This is a genomic window from Gordonia phosphorivorans, assembly GCF_042432625.1.
Taxonomy (GTDB): domain Bacteria; phylum Actinomycetota; class Actinomycetes; order Mycobacteriales; family Mycobacteriaceae; genus Gordonia; species Gordonia phosphorivorans.
The window spans coordinates 1-22,150 of record NZ_JBHLWV010000015.1; the positions used below are offsets into that span (position 1 = coordinate 1).

General features: G+C 69.5%; 19 protein-coding genes and 1 pseudogene. 11 read left to right on the plus strand and 9 right to left on the minus strand.

Features of this window, described 5'->3' with window-relative positions:
* Positions 1-306: 306 nt before the first annotated feature.
* The 6 genes from ACFFJD_RS05535 to ACFFJD_RS05560 all read left to right on the plus strand — a co-directional run bounded on the left by ACFFJD_RS05535 (position 307) and on the right by ACFFJD_RS05560 (position 4,238).
* A complete protein-coding gene (locus ACFFJD_RS05535; RefSeq protein WP_382361986.1) occupies positions 307-1,116 on the plus strand; it encodes a class I SAM-dependent methyltransferase in 810 nt (269 codons plus the stop codon).
* Complete coding sequence (locus ACFFJD_RS05540) at positions 1,109-1,462, plus strand: cupin domain-containing protein (RefSeq protein ID WP_382361988.1); 354 nt, start codon at positions 1,109-1,111, stop codon at positions 1,460-1,462. Before ACFFJD_RS05535 ends, ACFFJD_RS05540 begins: the two co-directional genes overlap by 8 nt.
* Positions 1,459-2,112, plus strand: a complete 654-nt coding sequence (locus ACFFJD_RS05545; protein ID WP_382361990.1) for a helix-turn-helix domain-containing protein — start codon at positions 1,459-1,461, stop codon at positions 2,110-2,112. The genes ACFFJD_RS05540 and ACFFJD_RS05545 overlap by 4 nt, the downstream gene beginning before the upstream one ends.
* Positions 2,113-2,244: 132 nt before the next feature.
* On the plus strand, positions 2,245-2,718 hold the full coding sequence (locus tag ACFFJD_RS05550; protein WP_382361992.1) for an MTB12 C-terminal domain-containing protein: 474 nt from the start codon (positions 2,245-2,247) through the stop codon (positions 2,716-2,718).
* Positions 2,719-2,724: 6 nt separating this feature from the next.
* Positions 2,725-3,405 carry an ABC transporter ATP-binding protein gene (locus ACFFJD_RS05555; RefSeq protein ID WP_382361994.1) on the plus strand — a complete coding sequence of 227 codons (681 nt, stop codon included), beginning with the start codon at positions 2,725-2,727 and terminating at the stop codon, positions 3,403-3,405.
* Positions 3,402-4,238: an ABC transporter permease gene (locus ACFFJD_RS05560; protein WP_382361996.1), complete on the plus strand. Its 837-nt coding sequence runs from the start codon at positions 3,402-3,404 to the stop codon at positions 4,236-4,238. The genes ACFFJD_RS05555 and ACFFJD_RS05560 overlap by 4 nt, the downstream gene beginning before the upstream one ends.
* On the opposite strand, the gene ACFFJD_RS05565 is transcribed toward ACFFJD_RS05560, so the two are convergent.
* The gene (locus ACFFJD_RS05565) at positions 4,235-5,098 is read right to left on the minus strand and encodes a DNA-3-methyladenine glycosylase family protein (RefSeq protein ID WP_382361998.1); all 864 of its coding nucleotides are present in this window, start codon (positions 5,096-5,098) and stop codon (positions 4,235-4,237) included. The genes ACFFJD_RS05560 and ACFFJD_RS05565 overlap by 4 nt on opposite strands.
* Before the next feature lie 78 nt (positions 5,099-5,176).
* Here ACFFJD_RS05565 and ACFFJD_RS05570 point away from each other — a divergent pair, with 78 nt between their 5' ends.
* Positions 5,177-6,295, plus strand: coding sequence for a linear amide C-N hydrolase (locus ACFFJD_RS05570; RefSeq protein ID WP_382362000.1), 1,119 nt, complete (start codon positions 5,177-5,179; stop codon positions 6,293-6,295).
* An 89-nt stretch (positions 6,296-6,384) separates the two neighbouring features.
* On the opposite strand, the pseudogene lpdA reads toward ACFFJD_RS05570, so the two are convergent.
* Positions 6,385-7,731 (minus strand): annotated as a pseudogene (gene lpdA / locus ACFFJD_RS05575) (dihydrolipoyl dehydrogenase); the annotation flags it as partial.
* A gap of 286 nt (positions 7,732-8,017) precedes the next feature.
* On the opposite strand from lpdA, the gene ACFFJD_RS05580 reads away from it, so the two are divergent.
* Positions 8,018-9,436: an MFS transporter gene (locus ACFFJD_RS05580; RefSeq protein ID WP_382362002.1), complete on the plus strand. Its 1,419-nt coding sequence runs from the start codon at positions 8,018-8,020 to the stop codon at positions 9,434-9,436.
* A gap of 22 nt (positions 9,437-9,458) precedes the next feature.
* On the opposite strand, the gene ACFFJD_RS05585 is transcribed toward ACFFJD_RS05580, so the two are convergent.
* Positions 9,459-11,117 carry a hypothetical protein gene (locus tag ACFFJD_RS05585; protein WP_382362004.1) on the minus strand — a complete coding sequence of 553 codons (1,659 nt, stop codon included), beginning with the start codon at positions 11,115-11,117 and terminating at the stop codon, positions 9,459-9,461.
* 126 nt (positions 11,118-11,243) lie between these two features.
* On the opposite strand from ACFFJD_RS05585, the gene ACFFJD_RS05590 reads away from it, so the two are divergent.
* From ACFFJD_RS05590 to ACFFJD_RS05600, 3 genes are all read left to right on the plus strand, one after another.
* Positions 11,244-11,822 carry a TetR/AcrR family transcriptional regulator gene (locus tag ACFFJD_RS05590; RefSeq protein ID WP_382362005.1) on the plus strand — a complete coding sequence of 193 codons (579 nt, stop codon included), beginning with the start codon at positions 11,244-11,246 and terminating at the stop codon, positions 11,820-11,822.
* 74 nt (positions 11,823-11,896) lie between these two features.
* Positions 11,897-13,126: an NADH:flavin oxidoreductase gene (locus ACFFJD_RS05595; protein ID WP_382362007.1), complete on the plus strand. Its 1,230-nt coding sequence runs from the start codon at positions 11,897-11,899 to the stop codon at positions 13,124-13,126.
* A 35-nt stretch (positions 13,127-13,161) separates the two neighbouring features.
* On the plus strand, positions 13,162-15,216 hold the full coding sequence (locus tag ACFFJD_RS05600; RefSeq protein WP_382362009.1) for a prolyl oligopeptidase family serine peptidase: 2,055 nt from the start codon (positions 13,162-13,164) through the stop codon (positions 15,214-15,216).
* A 13-nt stretch (positions 15,217-15,229) separates the two neighbouring features.
* On the opposite strand, the gene ACFFJD_RS05605 is transcribed toward ACFFJD_RS05600, so the two are convergent.
* From ACFFJD_RS05605 to groL, 6 genes are all read right to left on the minus strand, one after another.
* Positions 15,230-16,036: a hypothetical protein gene (locus ACFFJD_RS05605; protein WP_382362011.1), complete on the minus strand. Its 807-nt coding sequence runs from the start codon at positions 16,034-16,036 to the stop codon at positions 15,230-15,232.
* A gap of 9 nt (positions 16,037-16,045) precedes the next feature.
* Positions 16,046-16,999 (minus strand): polyphosphate kinase 2, encoded by a 954-nt coding sequence (gene ppk2 / locus ACFFJD_RS05610; protein ID WP_382362013.1) that lies wholly within the window; start codon positions 16,997-16,999, stop codon positions 16,046-16,048.
* 149 nt (positions 17,000-17,148) lie between these two features.
* Positions 17,149-17,592, minus strand: coding sequence for an SRPBCC family protein (locus ACFFJD_RS05615; protein ID WP_382362015.1), 444 nt, complete (start codon positions 17,590-17,592; stop codon positions 17,149-17,151).
* A 26-nt stretch (positions 17,593-17,618) separates the two neighbouring features.
* A complete protein-coding gene (locus tag ACFFJD_RS05620) occupies positions 17,619-18,431 on the minus strand; it encodes a tyrosine-protein phosphatase (protein WP_382362017.1) in 813 nt (270 codons plus the stop codon).
* Between the two features lie 27 nt (positions 18,432-18,458).
* Complete coding sequence (locus ACFFJD_RS05625) at positions 18,459-20,342, minus strand: ABC transporter ATP-binding protein (protein ID WP_382362019.1); 1,884 nt, start codon at positions 20,340-20,342, stop codon at positions 18,459-18,461.
* A 182-nt stretch (positions 20,343-20,524) separates the two neighbouring features.
* On the minus strand, positions 20,525-22,147 hold the full coding sequence (groL, locus tag ACFFJD_RS05630) for a chaperonin GroEL (protein WP_382362021.1): 1,623 nt from the start codon (positions 22,145-22,147) through the stop codon (positions 20,525-20,527).
* Positions 22,148-22,150 lie beyond the last annotated feature (3 nt).

The following is a 22,150-nucleotide window of genomic DNA, read 5'->3' on the forward strand; positions in this document are numbered from 1 at the left end:
CTGATCATCACGCGATGGCCCACCCCAACGGCGACACCAAGCTCTCCGGCGTGTCCACCGCCCTCAGCGAGCCACCAAACCCCACCACTCCAGGGGACTCACCCGTCGAACGGAACATTTCATCCTTGTGGACGACAAATCCCAGAGAAGTGGTGTCACCGCAGGTGGGGGGTCTGTCGTTCGTTCGACCGGCACCCGATCGGGGGACTTTCCGGATCGAGAAACCGGACCTCGTGTGGGGTTTTCAATTAGGTAAGGGTACGCTATTTTATGTATACCTATCCTTCCTATTTCAGGAGCAACGCCATGCCGGAGACCACCGCCGAACTCCCCCTCGCCGCACGCAAAGACGAGGACCTGCCCGGCCACTGGCTGCTGGCCCGCATGGGCAAGCGGGTCCTGCGTCCCGGCGGCCTGGAACTGACCCAGCTCATGCTCGGCGACGCCGGAATCGCCGACGCCGACGTGGTGGAACTGGCGCCGGGCCTGGGCAAGACCGCCGCGGACATCCTGGCCGCCGGCCCCAAGAGCTACGTCGGCGTCGAAGCCGATCCGGCCGCGGTCACCCTCACCCAGAAGGTGGTCGGCGAACGCGGCCGCCTCGTGGAGGCCGACGCCGCCGACACCGGCCTGGACGCCGCCAGCAGCGACGTGGTGGTGGGCGAGGCCATGCTGACCATGCAGTCCGAGCGCGGTAAGGACGCCATCATCGGCGAGGCCTTCCGCGTGCTACGCCCCGGCGGCCGCTACGCGATCCACGAGCTGGCCCTGGAGCCGGACAGCCTGTCCGATGAGCAGAAGACCGAGATCCGCCAGGCGCTGGCCCGCTCGATCAAGGTCAACGCCCGGCCGCTCACCGAGCACGAGTGGCGCGCACGGCTCACCGCGTCGGGCTTCGAAATCGAACAGATCCGCTACGCGAAGATGGCGCTCCTCGAGCCGCGCCGCGTGATCGCCGACGAAGGCCCGCTTCGCACCCTGCGTATCGTCGGAAACGTGGTTCGCAATAGTGACGCGCGTCGCCGTATCCTGGGCATGCGCAGTGTGTTCCGCAAGTACCGCAAGGAGCTCGCCGCCATCGAGATCATCGCCCGAAAGCCGGTAAGCAATGAGTGAGACCACGAGCCCCGAGCCCGGAGTCGCCACCTGGCAGTTCCTGACCGGTCTGGCCGACCCGAATATCGCGGACACCGGCAGTCGTCCCAAAATCACCGTGGTCCGCCGCGGCGAGACCGAGACGCTCATCCGCCTGGCCTTCCTCGAGGGCCAGGCGATGACCGAGCACACCGCGGCGCACCCGATCGTGGTGCTCGGGCAGGCGGGCACCATCGATTTCACCGTCGACGGCGCCACCAGCGAACTGGTCCCAGGAACGGCGATCTGCGTCGAGAAGCGTGTGCCGCACGAGCTGCACGCGCGCACCGATGCGACGGCGACCCTGATCGTGGTGCACGGCCGATGAGTCCTCGCCAGCGCGACCGCGTGCGCTCCCTCATCGCCGACGCCGACACCCCGATCGACGCGCAGACCGTCGCGGCGGCACTGTCGGTGCACGTCACCACCGCCCGGTTCCACCTGAACAACCTGGTCGAAGAGGGCTCGGCGGTGGCCGTCGGGCTGCCCCCGGTGGGCGTCGGCCGTCCCCGCGTGGGCTACCGACTGGTCGTCGCGCCGCCGATCGACGACCTGATGCTCATGCTGATCGCACGCCTGGGCGCCACCCCGGAAGAACGCGAGGAACTGGCCGCCGAAGTGGGCCACGCGTGGGCGGCCAAGCACCTGCCCACCACCGACCTCGGCCCCGACGTCCTGCCGGACCCGGTGGTGCTCGCCGAGACCATCCTCACCCGGCTCGGCTTCCGCATCACCGACGTCGTCAGCGCCTTCGGCCAGCACGAGATCTCGCTGTGCGGCTGCCCGCTGGAGGAGCTGGAGAAGGACCTGCCCGAGGTGGCCCGCGGCGTGGTCCGCGGACTGCTGGAAGCCACCCTCGCCGCCGGCTCCGCCACGCTGAGCTCCCACTACGCGGTCCAGGTCCGGCCCGCCCCCGGCGGCGCCTGCGAACTGCGGCTCAACCTGAGCCAAGTGGCCGAGGCCTCCAGCTCGCACTGATCCCCCCGGCGCGGATACCGCCGCGGGGAGGAGTACGTCCGCCCACCGATAGGTTAGGGTTGGCTTGGCTAAGTGCCCCTCCGACTCCGCGCACCTCGCCTCATGAACCGTCACCGACACCCAGGAGTACCCATGATTCGTCGTTCCCGCCTGCTCACCCGCGCACTGCCCGCCGCGACCGCCGCCCTCGTCGCCATGACCCTGGCGGCCCCCGCCGCGCACGCCCTTCCCGCCGATTTCACCGTGACCGCCGATCAGCCGAGCGTGCAGCAGCTCGACGAGATCGTGGAGTTCCTGGTGGCCACCGAGGCGTCCGACGAGGCCAAGGCCCGCAACCTGGAGGGCGGCATGGACGCGGTGATCGTGCCCAAGACCGTCTACCAGCTCGGCCTGTTCCGCGCGCCCCGCGGCGCCAGCGACATCACCGAGATCACCGACCGCGCCGGCGACAAGGTCTCGGCCACGCTGCAGGCCAGTTCCGCCGGCCGCCCGTCGATCAACATGACGGTGGTCTTCACCAAGCACGACGGCAACTGGCGACTGTCGAACAGTTCGCTGTGCGAGGGCGTCAAGACCGTCGGCCTCAACATCTACTGCAACGCCTGACCGGCCGTGGCCCGGATCGAGGTCCGCGACCTGCGGGTGAACCTCGGCGGACGCACCGTGCTGCGGGACGTCGACCTGTCGGTCGCCGACGGCGAGCTGGTGTACCTGCTCGGCCGTAACGGCGCGGGCAAGTCGACGCTGCTGCGCAGCCTGTGCGGCATGGTGACCCCGGCCGGCGGCAGCATCCGCATCGACGGCCGGGTGGGCATGCACCTGGGCGCCGACGCCGTGCATCCGGGCCACACCGCACGACGGCACCTGCGCTGGTTCGCCGCCGCCACCGGAACGCGCGCCGACCGGGTCGACGCCGTGCTGGCGCAGACCGGCGTGGACGCCTACGGCGACCGCCGCATCGGCGGCTTCTCGCTGGGCATGCGGCAGCGACTGGGCATCGCCACCGCGCTGCTGCCGGACGCCGACGCCCTCGTCTTCGACGAACCCCTCAACGGGCTCGACGTGGAGGGCATCCTGTGGTTCCGCCAGCTGCTGACGGACCTGACCCGGCAGGGCCGCGCCGTGGTGGTGGCCTCGCACCTGCTGTCGGAGGTGGAGCGCAGCGCCGACCGCATCGTGGTGGTGGACCGGCAGCGGACCACCCCGGCCGTACCCGTCGCCGAGTTCGTCGGCACCCACCCGGATCTGGAAGCGGCGTACCTGGCCGCACTGTCCCCCGAGGCCGCGGCGTGAGCGGGGCGCTGACCCAGGTGCGCCGCGGGGTGCGGGCCGAAGCGATCCGCACCGGCGGCCTGCGCAGCGTGTTGCTCCTCGGCGCGCTGCCGGCGGGCGTACTGCTGCCGCTGCTGATCACCACCGCGATCGCCTACGTCGCCGAACGCATCGCAGGGCTGGACAGCAGCAAGATCTCGGTCAGCGCCGCCACCACGTCGAACTCGGTGTACTGGATCATCACCTTCACGGTGGTAGTCGGCGCGCTGGTGGCGGCCTATGCGCAGGCCACCGCCATGCGCGGGCCCGCAGGCGACCTCGACCGCCACCTGTACCGCCGGCCCTGGACGTCCGCGGTGGCGCGCTGGCTCTTCTACGGCCTGGTGACCGCGGCGACCTGCGCGATCTTGTGCGCCGCGGTGATGGCGCTGCTGCCGGTGGCGTTCCCGACGGTGTACGGCGACGTGGACCCGCTGTCCGCCGTCGGCGTCCGGTTCCTCATCACCGTGCCGATCTACGCCTTCTTCGCGTGCGGCCTCGGCGTGGGGCTGGCCGGGCTGATCGGGCACCCCGCAGGCTCGCTGGCCGCGCTGCTGTTCTGGGTGTTCGTGATGGAGGACGCGATCATCTTCGCGCCCAACGGCACCAAGATCCAGGCCTTCATGCCGTTCCTGAACGGCGTGTGGGGCACCGGCCAGGACCTGGTGATCAGCCCGCCCTGGGGCGTCGACGGCGCCCTGGCCTGGTTCGCCGGCATCTGCGCGGTGGTCTTCGCGCTGGGCCTGGCGGCGATCACCGCCCGACGACGCCCGGGCCGAGCCTCGACGAAAGCCGCCCCGACCGGCGCGCACTAAAAGTCCCGGTAGTCCTTGGGCGCCAAGCGCGGTCCCCGCCGCGGTGCGGCCCGCCCGTACAGCTCGCACATCCGGATCACCCGGTACCGATGCCCGGCGTACGGCGCCAGCAGTTCGAGCATCCCCGCGTCGTCGACGGCTTCGCCGATCAGGGTGTAGCCCACCATCGACGGTAGGTGATAGTCGCCGACGGGCACCGCGTCGGCGTCGCCGAGGGCCCGCGCCCGGGTCAGCGCCGCCGTCCACTCCCCGATCCCCCGCAGCACGGTCAACTTGTCCGCCTTGGTCTCCACGTCGACGGCCGACGCATTGCGGATGATGCGCATCCGCACCGGTTCCAGGCCGCTGCGATGCCAATGCGCCTCGGTGATCTCCCGCCACCGCTCCCGCGGTGGCGGCACCCGCAACTCCACCGGCCCCGGCGCCGGCTCGCCGTAGCGCAACAGCAGGTAGCGCCAGGCCCGCAGCGCCTCGGTGACCACCACCTTCTGCTCCATGATCACCGGCACCAGCGCCTCCCACACGCGGTCGCTGCGGCCGATCCGTAAACCGCGCGCCCGGGCGGCGAGCCGCGCCATCGCCGGAGTGTCGATCGGCAGCGACGCCGGATCGTCGAGCGCACCCAGCGAAGCCGGGAATCCGTCGAGCAGCCAGGGCGCCCCGGGGCCCCACGCGCGCGCCACCACCTCACCGGCGTCGGCGGCCACCGCGATGGTGCCCGGCCCGTCCGGGGTGAAGCTGGCTCGCCACACCGAACCGTCCGGCGCCCGGCGGTACGCGGGGTCGGCGGCACCGTGCCGATGTGCGCGCAAGGTCGCGTCGACATCCAGCGGACGCGGGGGCCGCCACCGTCGCTCCATGGACGCGATCATATGCAAATATGATCGCAACCGATTGTCGGTAATGCGCCAATCACCCCGAATGAAAGCGAGACAGACATGTGCACGCGCGTGCTGTGGCCGGATGCCAACGGATCGGTCATCGTCGGCCGCAACATGGACTTCCACCAGGATCTCCACACCAACCTCTGGAAGCTGCCGCGGGGTATCGAGCGCGATGACCGGATCGACGGCACCTTCCGGTGGACCGCGAAGTACGGCAGCGTCATCGCCGGCGTCTACGACATCCTGTCCACCGACGGCCTCAACGAGAAGGGCCTGGCCGGACACATCCTGTGGCTGGCCGAATCGGAGTACGGCACCGTCGATCCGGACCGCCCCGCGCTCGCCATGTCGGTGTGGCTGCAGTTCTACCTGGACAATTTCGCGACCGTCGGCGAGGCGGTGGCGTGGTCGGAGAAGAACCGGCCGCAGGTGGTGCCGATGGCCGATCCGACCGGCAAGAGCAGCCCGGCGCTGCACCTGGCCCTCGACGATGCCAGCGGCGACTCGGCGGTCTTCGAGTACGTCGACGGCGAGCTGAAGATCTATCACAGCCGCGACTACCTGGTGATGACCAACTCCCCCACCTACGACCAGCAGCTGGAACTGGTCACGAAGTTCCAGGGACTGGGCGGTGACGATCCCCTGCCCGGCACCTGCGACGCCCGCGACCGCTTCGCGCGCGCCCTCTACTACGTCGGCGTCCAGCCCACGCCGACCTCGCAGATCCAGGCGATGGCCGCCATGGCCTCCATCATCCGCAACTGCGCACAGCCCTTCCGCAACCCGGAGCCGGGCAAGCCCGACGCCTCACAGACGCTGTGGCAGGTGGTGATCGACCTGACCAACCTGCGGTACGCGTTCACCTCGACCACCAGCCCCAACACGGTGTGGGTGGATCTGAAGGACCTCGACTTCAGCGAGGGCTCGGGCGAGGCCAAGCTGGACCTGGTCAGCAAGCTCGCCCTCGAAGGCGGCATCGCCGGCGAGGTCCACAAGGATTTCAAGAAGCACCGCAAGTTCCACATCGTCTCGATCGAGCAGGCCAAGCTGATCGGCGAGATCGTCGCGAAGGCCGGCGCCGAGTTCGGCAAGGTGAAGGCGGCCGAGGACAAGGTGCTGGGCATCGACGCGGAAGTCCAATCCAAGCTCGCCGAGTTCGTCAACGCCGAGTAGTCCGCGCCCGTCGGCCGAAAAGTGTCGAAAACTAGGGGGTCCGCGGGCATATTGCCCGCCCCCCCCCCGCTTTTCGACATCTTNAAGGTCTCCTGCAGCGCCTCGCTCATGGTCGGGTGGGTGTGGACGTTGCGCGCCAGTTCCTTGGCGGTCAGGTCCCACTTCTGGGCGAGCGTCAGCTCCGGCAGCATCTCCGAGACGTTGTCGCCCACCAGGTGACCGCCGAGCAGTTCGTCGGTCTCGGCGTTGGTCACCAGCTTGGCGAAGCCGGTGGTGGCGGCCAGGCCCTGGGCCTTGCCGTTGGCCGAGAACGGGAACTTGGTGACGGTGACGTTGTAGCCCTCGTCCTTGGCCTGCTCCTCGGTGAGCCCGAAGGAGGCCACCTGGGGCTGGCAGAAGGTGGCGCGCGGCATCATCCGGTAGTCGCCCAGCGGCATGGTCTCGGCGCCGGCCATGGTCTCGGCGGCGACGACGCCCTGCGCCTCGGCCACGTGCGCCAGCATGAGCTTGGCGGTCACATCACCGATGGCGTAGATGCCGGGCACATTGGTGCGCATGTGGTCGTCGATCGCGATGGCGCCGCGGTCGGTGAGTTCCACGCCGGTGGTCTCCAGACCGAAGCCCTCGGTGCGCGGGGCGAAGCCGACCGACATGAGGACCTTGTCGACGGTGAGGCTGGCCTCGGCGCCCTTGGCGTCTGTGTAGCTGACCACCACCTGCGAACCCTGATCGTCGACGCCCTTCACCGCGGTGCCGGTGAGGATCGTGACGCCCAGCTTCTTGTAGGCCTTGGCGATCTCCTTGGAGACGTCCGCGTCCTCGTTGGGCAGCACCCGCGGCAGGTACTCGATGATGGTGACGTCCACGCCGTAGTTGGCCAGGACGTACCCGAACTCCATGCCGATGGCGCCGGCGCCGACGATGGCGATGGAACCGGGCAGCTCGCGCGTGAGGATCTGCTTCTCGTAGGTGACGACGTTCTCCGACAGCTCCACGCCGGGCAGCAGCCGGACCTGCGAGCCGGTGTCGATGATGACGTTGTCGAACGTGATGACCCGATCGCCGACGCGGATGGTCTTGGCATCGGTGAAGACGCCGTAGCCGTCGATCTCGGTGATCTTGTTCTTCTTCATCAAGAAGTGAACACCCTTGACGATGCCGTCGGAGACCTTGCGGCTGCGGTCGAAGGCGGCGCCGAAGTCGAAGCTCACCTCGCCGGAGATGCCGAAGGTCTTCGCTTCGTGGTTGAAGACGTGGGCCAGTTCGGCGTTGCGCAGCAGCGCCTTCGACGGGATACAGCCGACGTTGAGACAGACACCTCCCCACCACTTCTCCTCGATGACGGCGGTCTTCATGCCGAGCTGGGCGGACCGGATCGCGGCCACGTACCCACCTGGACCTGCTCCAAGGACGACGGTGTCGAAGTGTTCAGTCACGGCTTCAACCCTAGCCCCCGGGACGGGCCCCGCGCAGGCCCACTCCGGCGAGAAGAACGTCCGTTCGATCGCCCCATGTCCCATTCGCGGATATTGCCTGTCCCGGCAGGTCATCGGCGACGATCCCGGGCGTGTCCCGCCGACCGCCCGCGTCGAGAACGGTTCATTTCCCCCGCTTCGGGGTACAGCTCGATGCGTAGTGCGTTCGGGGGACAACCGAAGGACAGGAGCCCGCCCACCCCGGCACGTGAGACGCTCGCGACGGTGAACAGAGACGGAGCCTGACATGACCCCGGAGACCACCCGAGACCTGCCCAGCCTGCCCGACGACCCGACCCGCCCCAGCCCGCAGGTCATCCGCAAAGCGATCACCGCGTCGGCGATCGGCAACGCCACCGAGTGGTACGACTACGGCGTCTACGCGGCCACCATCACCTACCTGACCCAGGCGTTCTTTCCCGGATCGATGGGCACCCTCGGCGTGATGCTGGGCTTCGCGGTCTCGTTCGTCCTGCGCCCCCTCGGCGGCTTCGTGTGGGGCCCGATCGGCGACCGCGTCGGCCGCAAACACGTGTTGGCGCTGACCATCCTGCTGATCTCGGTCTCCACCGCGCTCATCGGCGTGCTGCCCACCCATGCGGTCGCCGGCGTCTGGGCACCGATCCTGCTGATCGCCCTCCGCGTGGTCCAGGGCTTCTCCACCGGCGGCGAGTACGGCGGCGCCGCGACCTTCATGGCCGAGTACTCGCCCGACGACAAACGCGGCCGCTACGGCAGTTTCCTGGAGTTCGGCACCCTGGCCGGCTTCGCTTCGGGCACCGCGCTGGTGCTGCTGCTGAACCTGGGTCTGTCCGACGATCAGATGTCCACCTGGGGCTGGCGCCTGCCCTTCCTCCTCGCCCTGCCCCTGGGCCTGGTGGGCCTGTACCTGCGTTCGCAGCTGGAGGACTCGCCGGTCTTCACCGAGCTGGAGGAGCAGGACTCCGACTCCGTCGAGGGATCGCTGTGGACCAAGCTGCGGCAGACCCTGATCGACTACTGGCAGCCGATCCTGATCATGTTCGGCATGGTGGTGGCGCTCAACGTGGCCAACTACACCCTGCTGGCGTTTCAACCCGAGTACCTGAAGAACACCATCGGCCTGTCCGAGGACAACGGCTCCATCGTGGTGCTCATCGGCCAGGTCGCCATGATGTGCCTGATCCCGGTGTTCGGCCGCTGGTCGGACCGCACCGGCCGCAAACCCATGTGGTGGGTGTCGCTGATCGGCCTGTTCGCGCTGTCGTTGCCGATGTACTGGCTGATGGGCCAGGGCTTCGGATGGGCGATCGTGGGTTTCGTGGTGTTGGGCGTGCTGTACCTGCCGCAGCTGGCCACCATCTCGGCCACCTTCCCGGCCATGTTCCCCACCCACGTGCGCTACGCCGGTTTCGCGATCTCCTACAACCTGTCGACCGCACTGTTCGGCGGCACCGCGCCGCTGGTCAACGAGGCGGTCGTGGGCGCGACCGGATGGAACCTATTCCCGGCCGTCTACCTGATGGGCGCCTGCGTGATCGGCATGGTGGCGCTGGCCTTCCTGCGGGAGACCGCGGGCTGCTCGCTGCGCGGCACCGGTGTGCCCGGGCGGGAGCTCGACGATCCCGGCCCCGACCCGCAGGCTGCCGCCGACGCGGAGTCCGGACCGGCCGCCGCGCGCGTCTGAACGCGGCGCGTCGGCCCGACGGTCAGCGCGGACCGGCAGGCGGAGGCGGCGGGGCCGGCCGGTACTGCCCCGGCTGGTGCGGATGGGGCGGGTACGGCCCGGACGGGTACTGGCCCGACGGCGGATATCCCGGAGGTGGCGGGTACCCGGCGTGCGGGTAGCCCGGCGGCGGAGCCTGACCACCGCCGGAGGCAGCGAAGAGGCCGGGGTTGGCCCGGACGTAGTCGACCGTCCGGTTCAGTGCCACACCGGCGCCGACGGCCACCGCGAACACGACCGCCAGGGTCACGGTCTTTCCGGCGGCGTCGCCCATCGCCCACATGATGACCGTCGCGCGGTAGTCGCCGAGCGCGAGCGCCGACGGAATGAAGAGCAGGAAGGCGGCCGGTGTGCCCCACGGCGTCCCGGTGATCGCGACGATCACCGCGGCGGCCAGCGCCGCCGCCCCCAGGTGGTAGGCGAGACCGAACCAGGCGCCGTGGCCGGCGGCTTCGTCGTCGGCCGTCAGCACCAGCAAGAGCTGCAGCAGCAGGCAGAGCGCCGCGACGCCGAGCGGGATCCACAGCAGCAGCGGCGCGTGCGTGGAGCTGCCGGCGCGGCTCGCCCCGTCGGCGAACCACCGCCACGCCGCGACGCCGACCAGCGCGTAGGCGCCGATCATCGCGATCGCCCACACCGCGCTGGAGGCGTACGTGGACGCATAGACCATCGCGCCCGCCGTGGTCAGCATGGCGACCAGCAACCCGTACACCCCGGTGGCGAGGGCTCGGCGCCGGCCGGCGGTGAGGTTCGACAGGATTCCCGTCGGAGCCTCCGGCACCGGCCGGCCGGCCGCCGCGGCCGCCCGGTCCACCCCGTAGGCCAGCCATGCCCCAGCCGCCACGACGAGGACCGACAGCGCGGTACCGAGCACCCCGTACCAGAATTGCGGGGCGAGATCCGGTGTCGTCGGGTTCAGGATGTCCGAGAGCTGTGCGTCCAACGACCGGTTGCCACGTTTCGGCGCGGGCGGGACGCTCAGCTTCACCGTCTGCGTCACGATCAGACCCGCGACCGGCGCCACGAGCAGGCTCCAGGCGCTGCCCCGGCGCGTCAGGATCCACGCCGCCAGCAGCAGGGTGGCCACCAGGAAGTCCGAGGCCCCCGAGAAGTAGACGCCGGCGCCCGGCGGCGCCGCCGCAGCGACAGGCAGCCAGAACGCCACGAGCAGCGGCACGCTCGTCACGATCGCGGCCCAGCTGCAGGCCGTGGCGACCGACCGTCCCTCCGTGCGCGGCCCGCGCGCCATCCACAGCGCGGCCGGAATCACCACGAACAGGGGCAACGCCGCGAACACCGTGACGGTCATCCGGGCGGCGAACTCGGTGTCGACCTGCCACAGCTTCCCCATCGAGAACGCCTTCTGCAGCACCTGGGAGATGCCGCGCGCCAGCACGAAGGCGATCGCCGCGAAGACGGCGGTGGCGAAGGCGGCCGGGACCGTTCGAACCGGTCGCGGCGCGATCGGATACGCACCGGGATACGTCCCGGACAGCGGCGGTCCCGGGTACGTGGACGGCCCTTGGCCGTGCCCGCCCGGCATCGGAGCGGGCATGGGAGAAGGCATCTGCGGGTGCGTGGACATCTGCGGGTGCTGGGGCATCTGCGGGTGCTGGGGCGGTCGACCGCCCGGATATGACATGCGCGAACCGTATCGGGCGTTCCTTCTCGCCGCCAGACCCCAATCTCGGGGTCGATCGAGCCCCTCGACCCCCTCCTTTCAATCAATGATTGAAACAACGATCGAATCTGTGCTTGAATAGCCGCCATGACCGAGCCGGCCGCACGCGCGCGCACCTCCGAGCGGCTTCTCGACGCCGCCGAGGAACTGCTGCTGCAGTACGACTACGACACCGTGTCCGTGCGCGGGATCTGCACGCGCGCCCACGCCAATCCGGCGGCGGTGCACTACCACTTCGGCTCCAAGGAACAGCTCGTCGCCGCTCTCCTGGAAACGCGGCTGGCCCCGGTGTGGGCGGAGAACCTCGACCGCATCCACCGGCAGCCGCTGAGCGTGCCCGCCCTGGTCGACGCCATCTGGGCGCCGATGGATCGGCTCCTGGCCGACCCCGTCGGCGCGCTGCGCCTGTCGCTGCTGTCGCGTTTCGTGCTCAATTACCCGCACGTGCAGTGGCAGAGCACCTGGTTCGACCTGACCGTGTGGGTGCGCGCCCTGCAGCGGGCCTGCCCGGACCTGGACGACACGACGGCCCGCTACCGCTGCCGCTTCGCCTTCTCCACGCTGCTGGCCCAGGTCGGCCCCGGCCATCCGCTGCCCCCGGCGGCCACGGCCGAACTGCGCGCCTTCCTGGTCGCCGGCCTCGCCGGCGGACCCGCCGCGCCCTAGCTTCCCCTTCCCCAGCCCGTTTTCCACCAGCCCGTTTTCCTTCCAGCCCACCTCCGACCAGCCCAAGGAATCCCATGACCACGCCCGCGATCGATCCGTTCGCCCCGGCCCAACTCGGCCCGTTGACCCTGCGCAACCGCCTCATCAAGTGCGCCACCTTCGAGGGCATGACGCCCGACGCCGTCGTCACCGACGACCTGATCGAGTTCCACCGCGAGCACGCCGCCGGCGGCGTCGCGATCAGCACCGTGGCCTACTGCGCCATCTCCCCGGAGGGCCGCACCGACCGCCACCAGATCTGGATGCGCGACGAAGCGGTGCCCGGTCTGCGTCGCCTCACCGACGCGATCCACAGCGAGGGCGCCCTGGCCGCCGCGCAGCTCGGCCACGCCGGCGCCGTCGCCAACTCGGTGTCCAACCGCGCCAAGGCCCTCGGCCCCGGCGCGATCCCCGCGCCGATGGGGATGTCACTGACCAAGAAGGTCACCGCCGACGACGTGCCGGCGCTGCTGGAGAAGTTCGCCACCGCCGCCAAGATCGCCGTGGACTCCGGCTTCGACGCCCTGGAGATCCACTGCGGCCACAACTACCTGATCAGCTCCTTCCTCTCGCCGCTGCTGAACCATCGGCGCGACGAGTACGGCGGCTCCCTGGTGAACCGCGCACGCCTGGCCCGCGAGGTGCTCGAGACCGTGCGCAACGCCGTCGGCTCGGACGTGGCCGTGTGGGCCAAGCTCAACATGTTCGACGGCGTGGGCAAGCCCGGCACCGGCCGCGGCCCCAAGCCGTGGCGCGGCTTCAACCTCGACGAGGCCTGCGAGACGGCGCGCATGTTCGAGTCCGACGGCTTCCTCGACGCCATCGAACCCACCGCAGGCAGCTCGCTGCTGAACCCGATGTACCTGTTCCACGGCGAGCCGCCGCGCGCCGAGTTCGCCGCCGCCTTCCAGGGCGTCATGCGCACCGGCCTCAAGGTGGGCGGACCGATCTTCCTCAAGCACTACCCGTACCACGACGCGTACCTGCTTCCGCTGGCCCGCGAGCTGCGCAAGTCGGTCAAGATGCCAGTGATCCTGCTGGGCGGCATCACCGACCGCGCCAGCATGGATCTGGCCCTGAACGAGGGCTTCGACTTCGTCGCGATGGGCCGCGCCCTGCTGCGCGAGCCGGACCTGCCGCGCCGCGTCGAGGCCGACCCGAGCACCGCCTCGCGCTGCGTGCACTGCAACCTGTGCATGCCGACGATCTACACCAGCACCCGCTGCCCGATCCGCACCGGCGAGGTCCCCGACCCGCTCGCCTGAGCGCGCCGTCGTCGCCGGTGACTACCCTGACGGCCATGGCTACCGATCCGTATCTCTGGCTGGAAGACGTCACCGGCGACGAGGCCCTCGACTGGGTCCGCGCGCACAACGAACCGACCGTCGACGATCTCACGTCGTCGGAGCGGTTCGAGCAGTTGCGCACCGGCGCCCTCGAAGTGCTCGACACCGACGAGAAGATCCCGTACGTCCGTCGCCGGGGCGAGTTCCTCTACAACTTCTGGCGGGATGCGACCAACCCCAAGGGGATCTGGCGCCGCACCACGCTGGAGTCCTACCGCACCGACGATCCCGAGTGGGACGTGCTGATCGACGTGGACGCGCTCGCCGCGGCCGAGGACGAGAACTGGGTGTGGGCCGGCGTCAGCCTGCGGTACCCCGACTACGACCGGGGCCTGGTCTCCCTCTCACGCGGCGGCGCCGACGCCTCCGTGGTCCGCGAATTCGATGTGGCAAAACGCGATTGGGTGGCACCCGAGGACGGCGGCTTCACCCTGCCCGAGGCCAAGTCGAACATCGGCTGGATCGACGCCGACACCGTGTACGTCGGCACCGACTTCGCCGAGACCGAGGACGGCGAGCCCGCTCTCACCACGTCGGGCTACCCGCGCACCGCCCGCCGCTGGGTGCGGGGCACCGCGCTGGCCGACGCCCCGACGGTGTTCGCCGGCGAGGTGACCGACGTGGCGGCCGGAGCGTCGTACGACCACACGCCCGGCTACGAGCGGCACTTCCTGTCCCGCTCCACCGACTTCTTCAACTCCCTCAACTACCAACTGGTCGACGGCGAGCCGGTGCTCATCGACGTGCCGACCGACGCGCACTTCTCGGTGCGGCACGACCACCTGCTGGTGATGCCGCGCTCGGACTGGACGGTGGACGGCATCCTGCGGCCCGCCGGGTCGCTGCTCGTCTTCGACTACCCCGCCTACCTCGCCGGACAGCGCACCCACACCCCGCTCTTCCTCCCCGACGCGCACACCAGCCTGCAGGACTACGCGTTCACCCGGTCCCGGCTGGTGCTGGTGACCCTGCACGACGTCGCCACCCGACTGGAGCTGCGGACGCTCGGCGACTGGGAACCGGCGGCCCTCACCGGCCTGCCCGAGTTGGCGACGCTCTCGGTGATCGGTACCGACCCCGACGACAGCGACGAGATCTGGCTCAGCGCAAGCTCTTTCACGCAGAGCCCGAGCCTGCTGTACGGCGACGCCACCACCGGCGTGAGTCTGCTGCGCTCCACGCCGGGGTTCTTCGACGCCGCCGACGTGCACGCCCACCAGTACTTCGCCACCTCCGACGACGGCACCGCCGTTCCGTACTTCGTGGTCAAGCGCGACGACGTCGTCACCGGTCCCACGCTGCTGTACGGCTACGGCGGCTTCGAGAACTCGATGACCCCGGGGTACTCCGCGATCGCCGGTCGCAGCTGGATCGCACGCGGCGGCATCTACGTGATCGCCAACATCCGGGGCGGCGGTGAGTACGGCCCCACGTGGCACACGCAGGCGCAGAAGGCCGGGCGTCACCTGGTCTACGAGGACTTCGCCGCGGTCGCCCGCGACCTGGTGACGCGCGGGCTGACGAGCACCGAACAGCTTGCGGCGCAAGGCGGTTCCAACGGCGGGCTGCTGATGGGCGTGATGGCCACGACGTACCCGGATCTGTTCGGCGCGCTGGTGTGCCAGGTGCCGCTGCTGGACATGAAGCGGTACCACCTGCTGCTGGCGGGAGCGTCCTGGATGGCCGAGTACGGCGACCCGGACGACCCCGACGAGTGGGCATACCTGAGCGCGTACTCGCCGTATCAACGGCTGAGCGCGGACGCCGAGTACCCGCGGATGCTGGTGACCACCTCCACCCGGGACGACCGCGTGCACCCGGGCCACGCACGCAAGTTCGTCGCGCGCCTGGAGGAGTACGGCCACCCGGTGCAGTACTACGAGAACATCGAAGGCGGCCACGGCGGCGCGGCCGACAACGCGCAGGCCGCGTTCAAGTCGGCGCTCGCCTACGAATTCCTGTGGCGCACAGTGGGTTCAGCCCAAGCATCGGGTTCAGCCCAGGCGTGACCGAGGGCGGCGGTCAGCGGCGGCCCAGCACCACTGCGGCCGCCGCGCCCACCACGGCCACCGCCAGGCCGACCGCACCGACGATCCACGAGGTGGTGGTCAGGCCGGCGAGCACTTCGTCGGCCACCACCGTCGCCGTGTGTCGACTGCTCAGATCACCGGTGGCGCTCTCGGAGGCCTTGCCGCGCAAGTAGATCGCGAGGGCGGCTCCGGCCCCGCCGGCCACCACGGCCCCCACGCCCAGCCAGGCCAGGATCGCCGCCCGGTTGCGGGCCAGGAGCAGCGCGACCACCGCGGCCAGGGCCGCGCCGATCACCGAGATCCACGCCGTCAGCGTCAGCGCCGACCCGGAACTCTCCAACGAACCCGCGGTCAGGCGGGTCTGATCCAACGGAACCGTGATCTCCCGGTCGATCCGGATCGGCACGGGTGCGCTCTCGAGCACCCGATTGACCATCGGGGTCACGTCCAGCTCCATCACGTGGCGGCTGGTGTCCGGCGCCGGCGCGGTGAACAGCCATCCGTGCTGTTGCCGGGCCACCTCGGTGAAGTCGGTGACGAACGCCGGGCTGCGGGTGTACGTCTGGGCCAGCGGCGCCACCACCGATCCCGCGAGCGGGATGTCGGTGGACTGGGCCACCTCGTCGGCGATCTTGGCGGCGAAGAACTCCTGCACCTCCGGCTTGCTCGCCGCCCGTGCAGCCGTGTCAGCGAAGCCGTCGACGGAGACCACGTGCGTGGTGACCCACGTGCTGGGCACCGCGACGATCATGCCGAGAACCGCGACGACGAGGAAGAGCCCGGTCAGCAGAGAACGCACGTGCGTCGATCACTCACCGATGGTGTCGCGGGCGCGGGCCACGATCTTCGGGTCGGGTTCGCCGACCAGTTCGTGGTCCTTGCCGTCGTACTCGTGCAGGCTCAGCACGTGCCGCATGGCGTTGAGGCGGGCCCGCTTCTTGTCGTTGCTCTTGACCACGGTCCACGGCGCCCAGTCGGTGTCCGTCTTACCGAACATGTTCTCCTTGGCGTCGGTGTACGACGCCCAGCGGTCCAGCGACGCCAGGTCCATCGGCGACAGCTTCCACTGGCGGACCGGGTCGATCTGGCGGATCGCGAAGCGGGTGCGCTGTTCCAGCGGGGTCACCGAGAACCAGAACTTCACCAGGTTGATGCCGTCGTCGACCAGCATCTTCTCGAAGGCCGGGGCCTGCTCCAGGAACTGCGCGTACTGGTCCGGCGTGCAGAAGCTCATGACGCGTTCCACCCCGGCGCGGTTGTACCAGGAGCGGTCGAAGAAGACCATCTCGCCGGCGGCCGGCAGATGCTGCACGTACCGCTGGAAGTACCACTCGGTGGCTTCGCGCTCGGTCGGCTTCTCCAACGCGACGGTGCGCGCACCGCGCGGATTGAGGTGTTCGTTGAAGCGCTTGATGGTGCCGCCCTTGCCGGCCGCGTCCCGCCCCTCGAAGACCATCAGGTGGCGGATGCCGTTCTGCTTGGACCACTTCTGCAGTTTGAGGAGCTCCACCTGGAGGCGGCGCTTCTCCGACTCGTAGTGACCGCGGTCCATCCGCTCGTCGTAGGGGTAGTCCTCACGCCAGGTGTCGACCACGTTGCGCTGCGGGAGCGTCAGCAGGATCGGGTCGTCGTCATCGTCGTCGACGACGACGAAACCACTGGTGTCATGCAGATCGACGACGCTCTGCAGCGCCTTACGACCGGAGACCTTGCTCAGGTCTTCACCGATCTCAAAGTTTTCGAGCGAGAGGTAATCATCCACGCATTCAGGGTATCGCGCCCACGCGTGCACGTTCGCGGACAGGCCGGATGCCGGGCGAGTGTCACAGTCCGCCGAGGATCAGAACGGCCGAGAGGGCGACGCCGGAATCGGCGTCGCCCTCTCGGACCGGCAGTATCGGTGCGCGCGGATCAGGCCTTCGCGCGGCGCTCGGACTCGGCGGTGAGCCCCTTCTTGGCGGTGTCGGCCGCGGCCTTCTGGCCCTTCTTGACCAGCAGGCCGGGCAGCTTGATCTTCAGGTCGATCTCCAGATCGAAACGCACGTGGCACGTATCCGGGCCGGTGGAGGTGATCTTGTAGCTACCGGTCTGCTTGGCCAGCTGGGAGCTGCTCACCAGCGTCCAGGCGCAGAGGTCGTCGGCCCAGGTGTAGGCCAGTTCCTGGGTGTCGTTGATACCGATCATGCCGACCGAGACCTCGACGCGATCGGGGGTGCCGTCCGCGTGCTCGCTGAGCACCTTGGCCGCCTTGTGCGCGCTCGACCAGTCCGGGAGGGCGGGAATGTCCTTGAGGACGTCGAGCACCACCGAGGCGGGGGCTTTGATATCGAATTCATTGGAAACAGAGACAGCCATGGAAAGAACCTACCCCGCGCGCCCGGTCAGCCCGCCAGGTATCGCCGACGAAGCTGTTCCTGCGCCTGCGCGTCGATGCCGAGGCCGGAAGCGAAGTAGGTCGCGAGGTCGCCGTACTCGCTCTCGACGGAGGCGAACGTCGCGTCGAGGTACGACTGCTGCACCCCCAGCAGCGGGCGCAGCGAGGCCGGGTCGACGCTGGCCGCCGCGAACTTGTCGAACAGCGGCGCGAGCGCCGGCAGCAGCCGATCGTTGGTGGTCAGGTAGTCGCGGTAGACGTCGTCGCGGTCCACGCCCATCAGGCTCAGGAAGCTGGCGGCGGCCCAGCCGGTGCGGTCCTTGCCGGTGGTGCAGTGGAACAGCGCGGGCCCGGCGTCCTCGCCCAGGAGCCCGAGGTAGAAGCGGCGGTAGGCGGCGTTCGCGCTCTTGAGCGTCACGAACTCGCGGTAGGTCGCCGTGATGTAGTCGGCGGCCTTGCCCTCCATCGAGCCGATCAGCTCGGCGGCCAGCTTCGGGTCGTTCATGATCTGGTTGAGATTGCCCGGGATCGCGTCGGCGGCATCGGCGAGGACGTCCAGCGGCACGTCGACGACCCCGGTCATCGTCGGGTCGGGCACCGCCGAGCGTTCGGCGGCCGACCGCAGGTCGTAGATGGTGCTCAGCTCCAGCGGCGCCAGGACGGCGGCCGCGTCGCCGGCGACGCTGCGCAGGTCGGTGGACCGGTACAAGCGACCGGTCACCACGGTGCGACCGTCCGCGGCCGACCAGCCGCCCAGGTCGCGCAGGTTCGGGAGGGATGGAATGGGACTGGTGGCGGGCAGCGTGGAAGCCTGAGTCATGGCATCCAGTATGCCCTGTTCGGCCGGTTATCCCGACGTGGCGAACTGTGTTCTGTACAGCTCGGCGTACCGACCGTCGGCGGCCAGGAGCGTCGCGTGGTCGCCCCGCTCCACCACGCGTCCGGCCTCCAGGACCACGATCTCGTCGGCCGCCCGGATGGTGGACAGGCGGTGCGCGATCACCAGCGACGTGCGATCTTCCAGCGCCTCGGACAGTGCCTCGGCGACCGCGGCCTCGGACGTCGAGTCCAGGTGCGCGGTGGCCTCGTCGAGGATCACCACCGACGGCTTGGCCAGCAGCATGCGGGCGATGGTCAGCCGTTGACGTTCCCCGCCGGAGAGCCGGTACCCGCGCTCGCCGACGACCGTGTCGAGCTGGGCCGGGAGCTCGCGGATCAGGTCCTCCAGTCGGGCCCGGCGCAGCGCCTCCCACAGCTGATCGTCGGTCGCGACCGGGTCGGCCAGCAGCAGGTTGGCGCGCACCGTGTCGTGGAAGAGGTGCCCGTCCTGGGTCACCAGCCCCACGGTGCGGTGTACCGATTCGGCGGTCAGGTCGCGCACGTCCACACCGTTGAGCAGCACCGCACCGGAGTCGACGTCGTACAGGCGAGTGGCCAGCGAGGCGATCGTCGACTTGCCCGCCCCGGAGCTGCCCACCAGCGCGACCATCGATCCGGCCGGCACGTCGAGGGACACGTTGTGCAGGATGGTCTCCCCGCCGCGGCTGTCGAGCTGCGCCACCTCCTCCAGCGAGGCCAGCGACACCTTGTCGGCGGACGGATAGGCGAAGGTGACGTCGTCGAAGTGCACGCTGACGCCGCGCTCGGGATGCGGCACCCGGGTGGCGTCTGGGCGGTCGGCGATCAGCGGCTCCAGGTCGAGGACCTCGAAGACCCGCTCGAAGCTCACCAGCGCGCTCATCACCTCCACGCGGGCGTTGGCCAGCGAGGTGAGCGGCGCGTACATCCGGGTGAGCAGCAGCGCCAGCGACACCACGGCGCCGGCGGACAGGTGCTGGTGCACCGCCAGCCAGCCGCCGAGCCCGTAGACCAGCGCCAACGCCAGCGAGGACACCAGGATCAGGGCGGTGAAGAAGTAGGTCTGCAGCATCGCCTGCCGCACCCCGATGTCGCGGACCGCGCCCGCGCGCTGCGCGAACTCGGCGGACTCGGTGTCCGGACGGCCGAACAGCTTCACCAGCGTGGCGCCGGGAGCGGAGAACCGTTCGGTCATCTGCGTCGACATCCGGGCGTTGTATTCGGCGCCCTCGCGGGCCAGGCCGGCCACGCGTCGCCCGATCCGGCGGGCGGGCAGCACGAAGGCCGGCAGCAGGACCAGCGCCAGCAGGGTGATCTGCCAGCTGAGCGCGAACATCACGCCCAGGGTGAGGGCCAGGGTGACGATGTTGGACACCACCCCGGAGAGGGTGTCGCTGAAGGCCCGCTGCGCGCCGATGACGTCGTTGTTGAGGCGGCTGACCAGCGCACCGGTGCGGGTGCGGGTGAAGAACGCGACCGGCATGCGCTGCACGTGGTCGAAGACCGCGCGCCGCAGGTCCAGGATCAGTCCCTCGCCCAGGTTGGACGAGAACCAGCGGGTGGCGATGGACACCACCGCCTCGGCGAGCGCGATCACCGCAATGAGGATCGCCAGCACCACGATCTCCCGGCCCGCTTCCGCGCTGGCGGCGTTGATCAGGTTCACCACGCGACCGGCCAGCAGCGGGGTGATGACGGTGAGCACGGCGGTGATCACCGACAGCCCGAGGAACAGCAGAATCCGGCGGCGGTGCGGCCGCGCGAACCCGGCGATCCGCCGCATCGTGGCCCGTCGTTCGTGCTTGCCCGACCGCGCGCCGGGCGTCCGCATCGACTTGTGCAGAACCTCCCACGCCACCGCATCCATGCTCATCGTTTCACCCTAGGCCGTCGGCGCGGCAGCGCGCCGCGGCAGGTCGTTCCCCCCTCGTGACAGCTGATGAACCCCGGCGAAACTCCCCCGTCCACCGGCTGACCGCGCAGACGCCGAAGGCCGGCCACCCGTGTGGGTGACCGGCCTTCGGTTGACTGCTTGGTGCAGAGTCTCTGATCAGATCAGAAGCCCATGCCGCCCATCTCGTCCCCGCCCGGCATGGCCGGGGGGTTCTTCTCGGGCTTGTCGGCGACGACGGCCTCGGTGGTGAGGAACAGGGCCGCGATCGACGCAGCGTTCTGCAGCGCCGAGCGGGTGACCTTCACCGGGTCGTTGATGCCGGCGGCGAGGAGATCCTCGTAGACGCCGGTGGCAGCGTTGAGGCCGGTGCCCTTGTCCGCGGTGCGGATACGATCGGCGACCACGCCGGGCTCCATGCCCGCGTTGATGGCGATCTGGCGAGCCGGAGCCGACAGCGCGACCTTGACGATCTGCGCGCCGGTGGCCTCGTCACCCTCGAGGTCGAGACCGTCGATGGCCGACTCGGACTGCAGCAGAGCCGCGCCGCCGCCGGCGACGATGCCCTCTTCGACAGCAGCCTTGGCGTTGCGCACGGCATCTTCGATGCGGTGCTTGCGCTCCTTGAGCTCCACCTCGGTGGCAGCGCCGGCCTTGATCACCGCAACACCGCCGGCCAGCTTGGCCAGGCGCTCCTGCAGCTTCTCGCGGTCGTAGTCGCTGTCGCTGTTCTCGATCTCGTTGCGGATCTGGGCCACGCGGCCGGCGATCTGCTCGTTGTCGCCTGCACCGTCGACGATGGTGGTCTCGTCCTTGGTGACGACCACCTTGCGAGCGGTACCGAGCGACTCGAGACCGGCGGTCTCCAGGCTCAGGCCGACCTCTTCGCTGATGACCTCGCCACCGGTGAGGATGGCGATGTCGGCGAGCATGGCCTTGCGGCGGTCGCCGAAGCCCGGAGCCTTGACGGCGACGGACTTGAAGGTGCCGCGCAGCTTGTTCACCACGAGGGTCGACAGGGCTTCGCCCTCGACGTCCTCGGCGATGATCAGCAGGGTCTTGCCGGCCTGAATGACCTTCTCCAGCAGGGGCAGGAGATCCTTGACGGTCGAGATCTTGCCCGAGTAGGTCAGGATGTACGGATCTTCGAGGACGGTCTCCTGGCGGTCGACGTCGGTGACGAAGTAGCCGGAGATGTAGCCCTTGTCGAAGCGCATGCCCTCGGTGAGCTCGAGCTGCAGGCCGAAGGTGTTCGACTCCTCGACGGTGATGACACCCTCGTTGCCGACCTTGTCCATGGCCTCGGCGATCAGGTCGCCGATGGTCTGGTCACCAGCGGAGATGCCGGCGGTCGAAGCGATCTGCTCCTTGGTCTCGACCTCCTTGGCGGAGTCGAGCAGCGAGTTGGAGACGGCCTCGACGGCCTTCTCGATGCCGCGCTTGAGGCCCATCGGGTTGGAGCCGGCAGCAACGTTGCGCAGGCCCTCGCGGACCAGCGCCTGCGCCAGCACGGTGGCGGTGGTGGTGCCGTCGCCCGCGACGTCGTCGGTCTTCTTGGCGACTTCCTTGACCAGCTCAGCGCCGATCTTCTCGTACGGGTCCTCCAGCTCGATCTCCTTGGCGATGGACACGCCATCGTTGGTGATCGTGGGGGCACCCCACTTCTTCTCCAGGACGACGTTGCGACCCTTGGGTCCCAGCGTCACCTTGACGGTGTCAGCGAGGGTGTTCAGACCCCGCTCGAGGCCGCGACGGGCCTCTTCATCGAAAGCAATCTGCTTGGCCATAGT

Coding starts and splice junctions, on each gene's coding strand:
- ACFFJD_RS05565 (WP_382361998.1), bottom strand. CDS start 5,098: ATGGAGCGACGGTGGCGGCCCCCGCGTCCGCTGGATGTCGACGCGACC.
- ACFFJD_RS05540 (WP_382361988.1), top strand. CDS start 1,109: ATGAGTGAGACCACGAGCCCCGAGCCCGGAGTCGCCACCTGGCAGTTC.
- ACFFJD_RS05590 (WP_382362005.1), top strand. CDS start 11,244: ATGACCGAGCCGGCCGCACGCGCGCGCACCTCCGAGCGGCTTCTCGAC.
- ACFFJD_RS05620 (WP_382362017.1), bottom strand. CDS start 18,431: ATGACTCAGGCTTCCACGCTGCCCGCCACCAGTCCCATTCCATCCCTC.
- ACFFJD_RS05600 (WP_382362009.1), top strand. CDS start 13,162: ATGGCTACCGATCCGTATCTCTGGCTGGAAGACGTCACCGGCGACGAG.
- ACFFJD_RS05585 (WP_382362004.1), bottom strand. CDS start 11,117: ATGTCATATCCGGGCGGTCGACCGCCCCAGCACCCGCAGATGCCCCAG.
- ACFFJD_RS05550 (WP_382361992.1), top strand. CDS start 2,245: ATGATTCGTCGTTCCCGCCTGCTCACCCGCGCACTGCCCGCCGCGACC.
- groL (WP_382362021.1), bottom strand. CDS start 22,147: ATGGCCAAGCAGATTGCTTTCGATGAAGAGGCCCGTCGCGGCCTCGAG.
- ACFFJD_RS05545 (WP_382361990.1), top strand. CDS start 1,459: ATGAGTCCTCGCCAGCGCGACCGCGTGCGCTCCCTCATCGCCGACGCC.
- ACFFJD_RS05535 (WP_382361986.1), top strand. CDS start 307: ATGCCGGAGACCACCGCCGAACTCCCCCTCGCCGCACGCAAAGACGAG.
- ACFFJD_RS05570 (WP_382362000.1), top strand. CDS start 5,177: ATGTGCACGCGCGTGCTGTGGCCGGATGCCAACGGATCGGTCATCGTC.
- ACFFJD_RS05595 (WP_382362007.1), top strand. CDS start 11,897: ATGACCACGCCCGCGATCGATCCGTTCGCCCCGGCCCAACTCGGCCCG.
- ACFFJD_RS05625 (WP_382362019.1), bottom strand. CDS start 20,342: ATGAGCATGGATGCGGTGGCGTGGGAGGTTCTGCACAAGTCGATGCGG.
- ACFFJD_RS05580 (WP_382362002.1), top strand. CDS start 8,018: ATGACCCCGGAGACCACCCGAGACCTGCCCAGCCTGCCCGACGACCCG.
- ACFFJD_RS05615 (WP_382362015.1), bottom strand. CDS start 17,592: ATGGCTGTCTCTGTTTCCAATGAATTCGATATCAAAGCCCCCGCCTCG.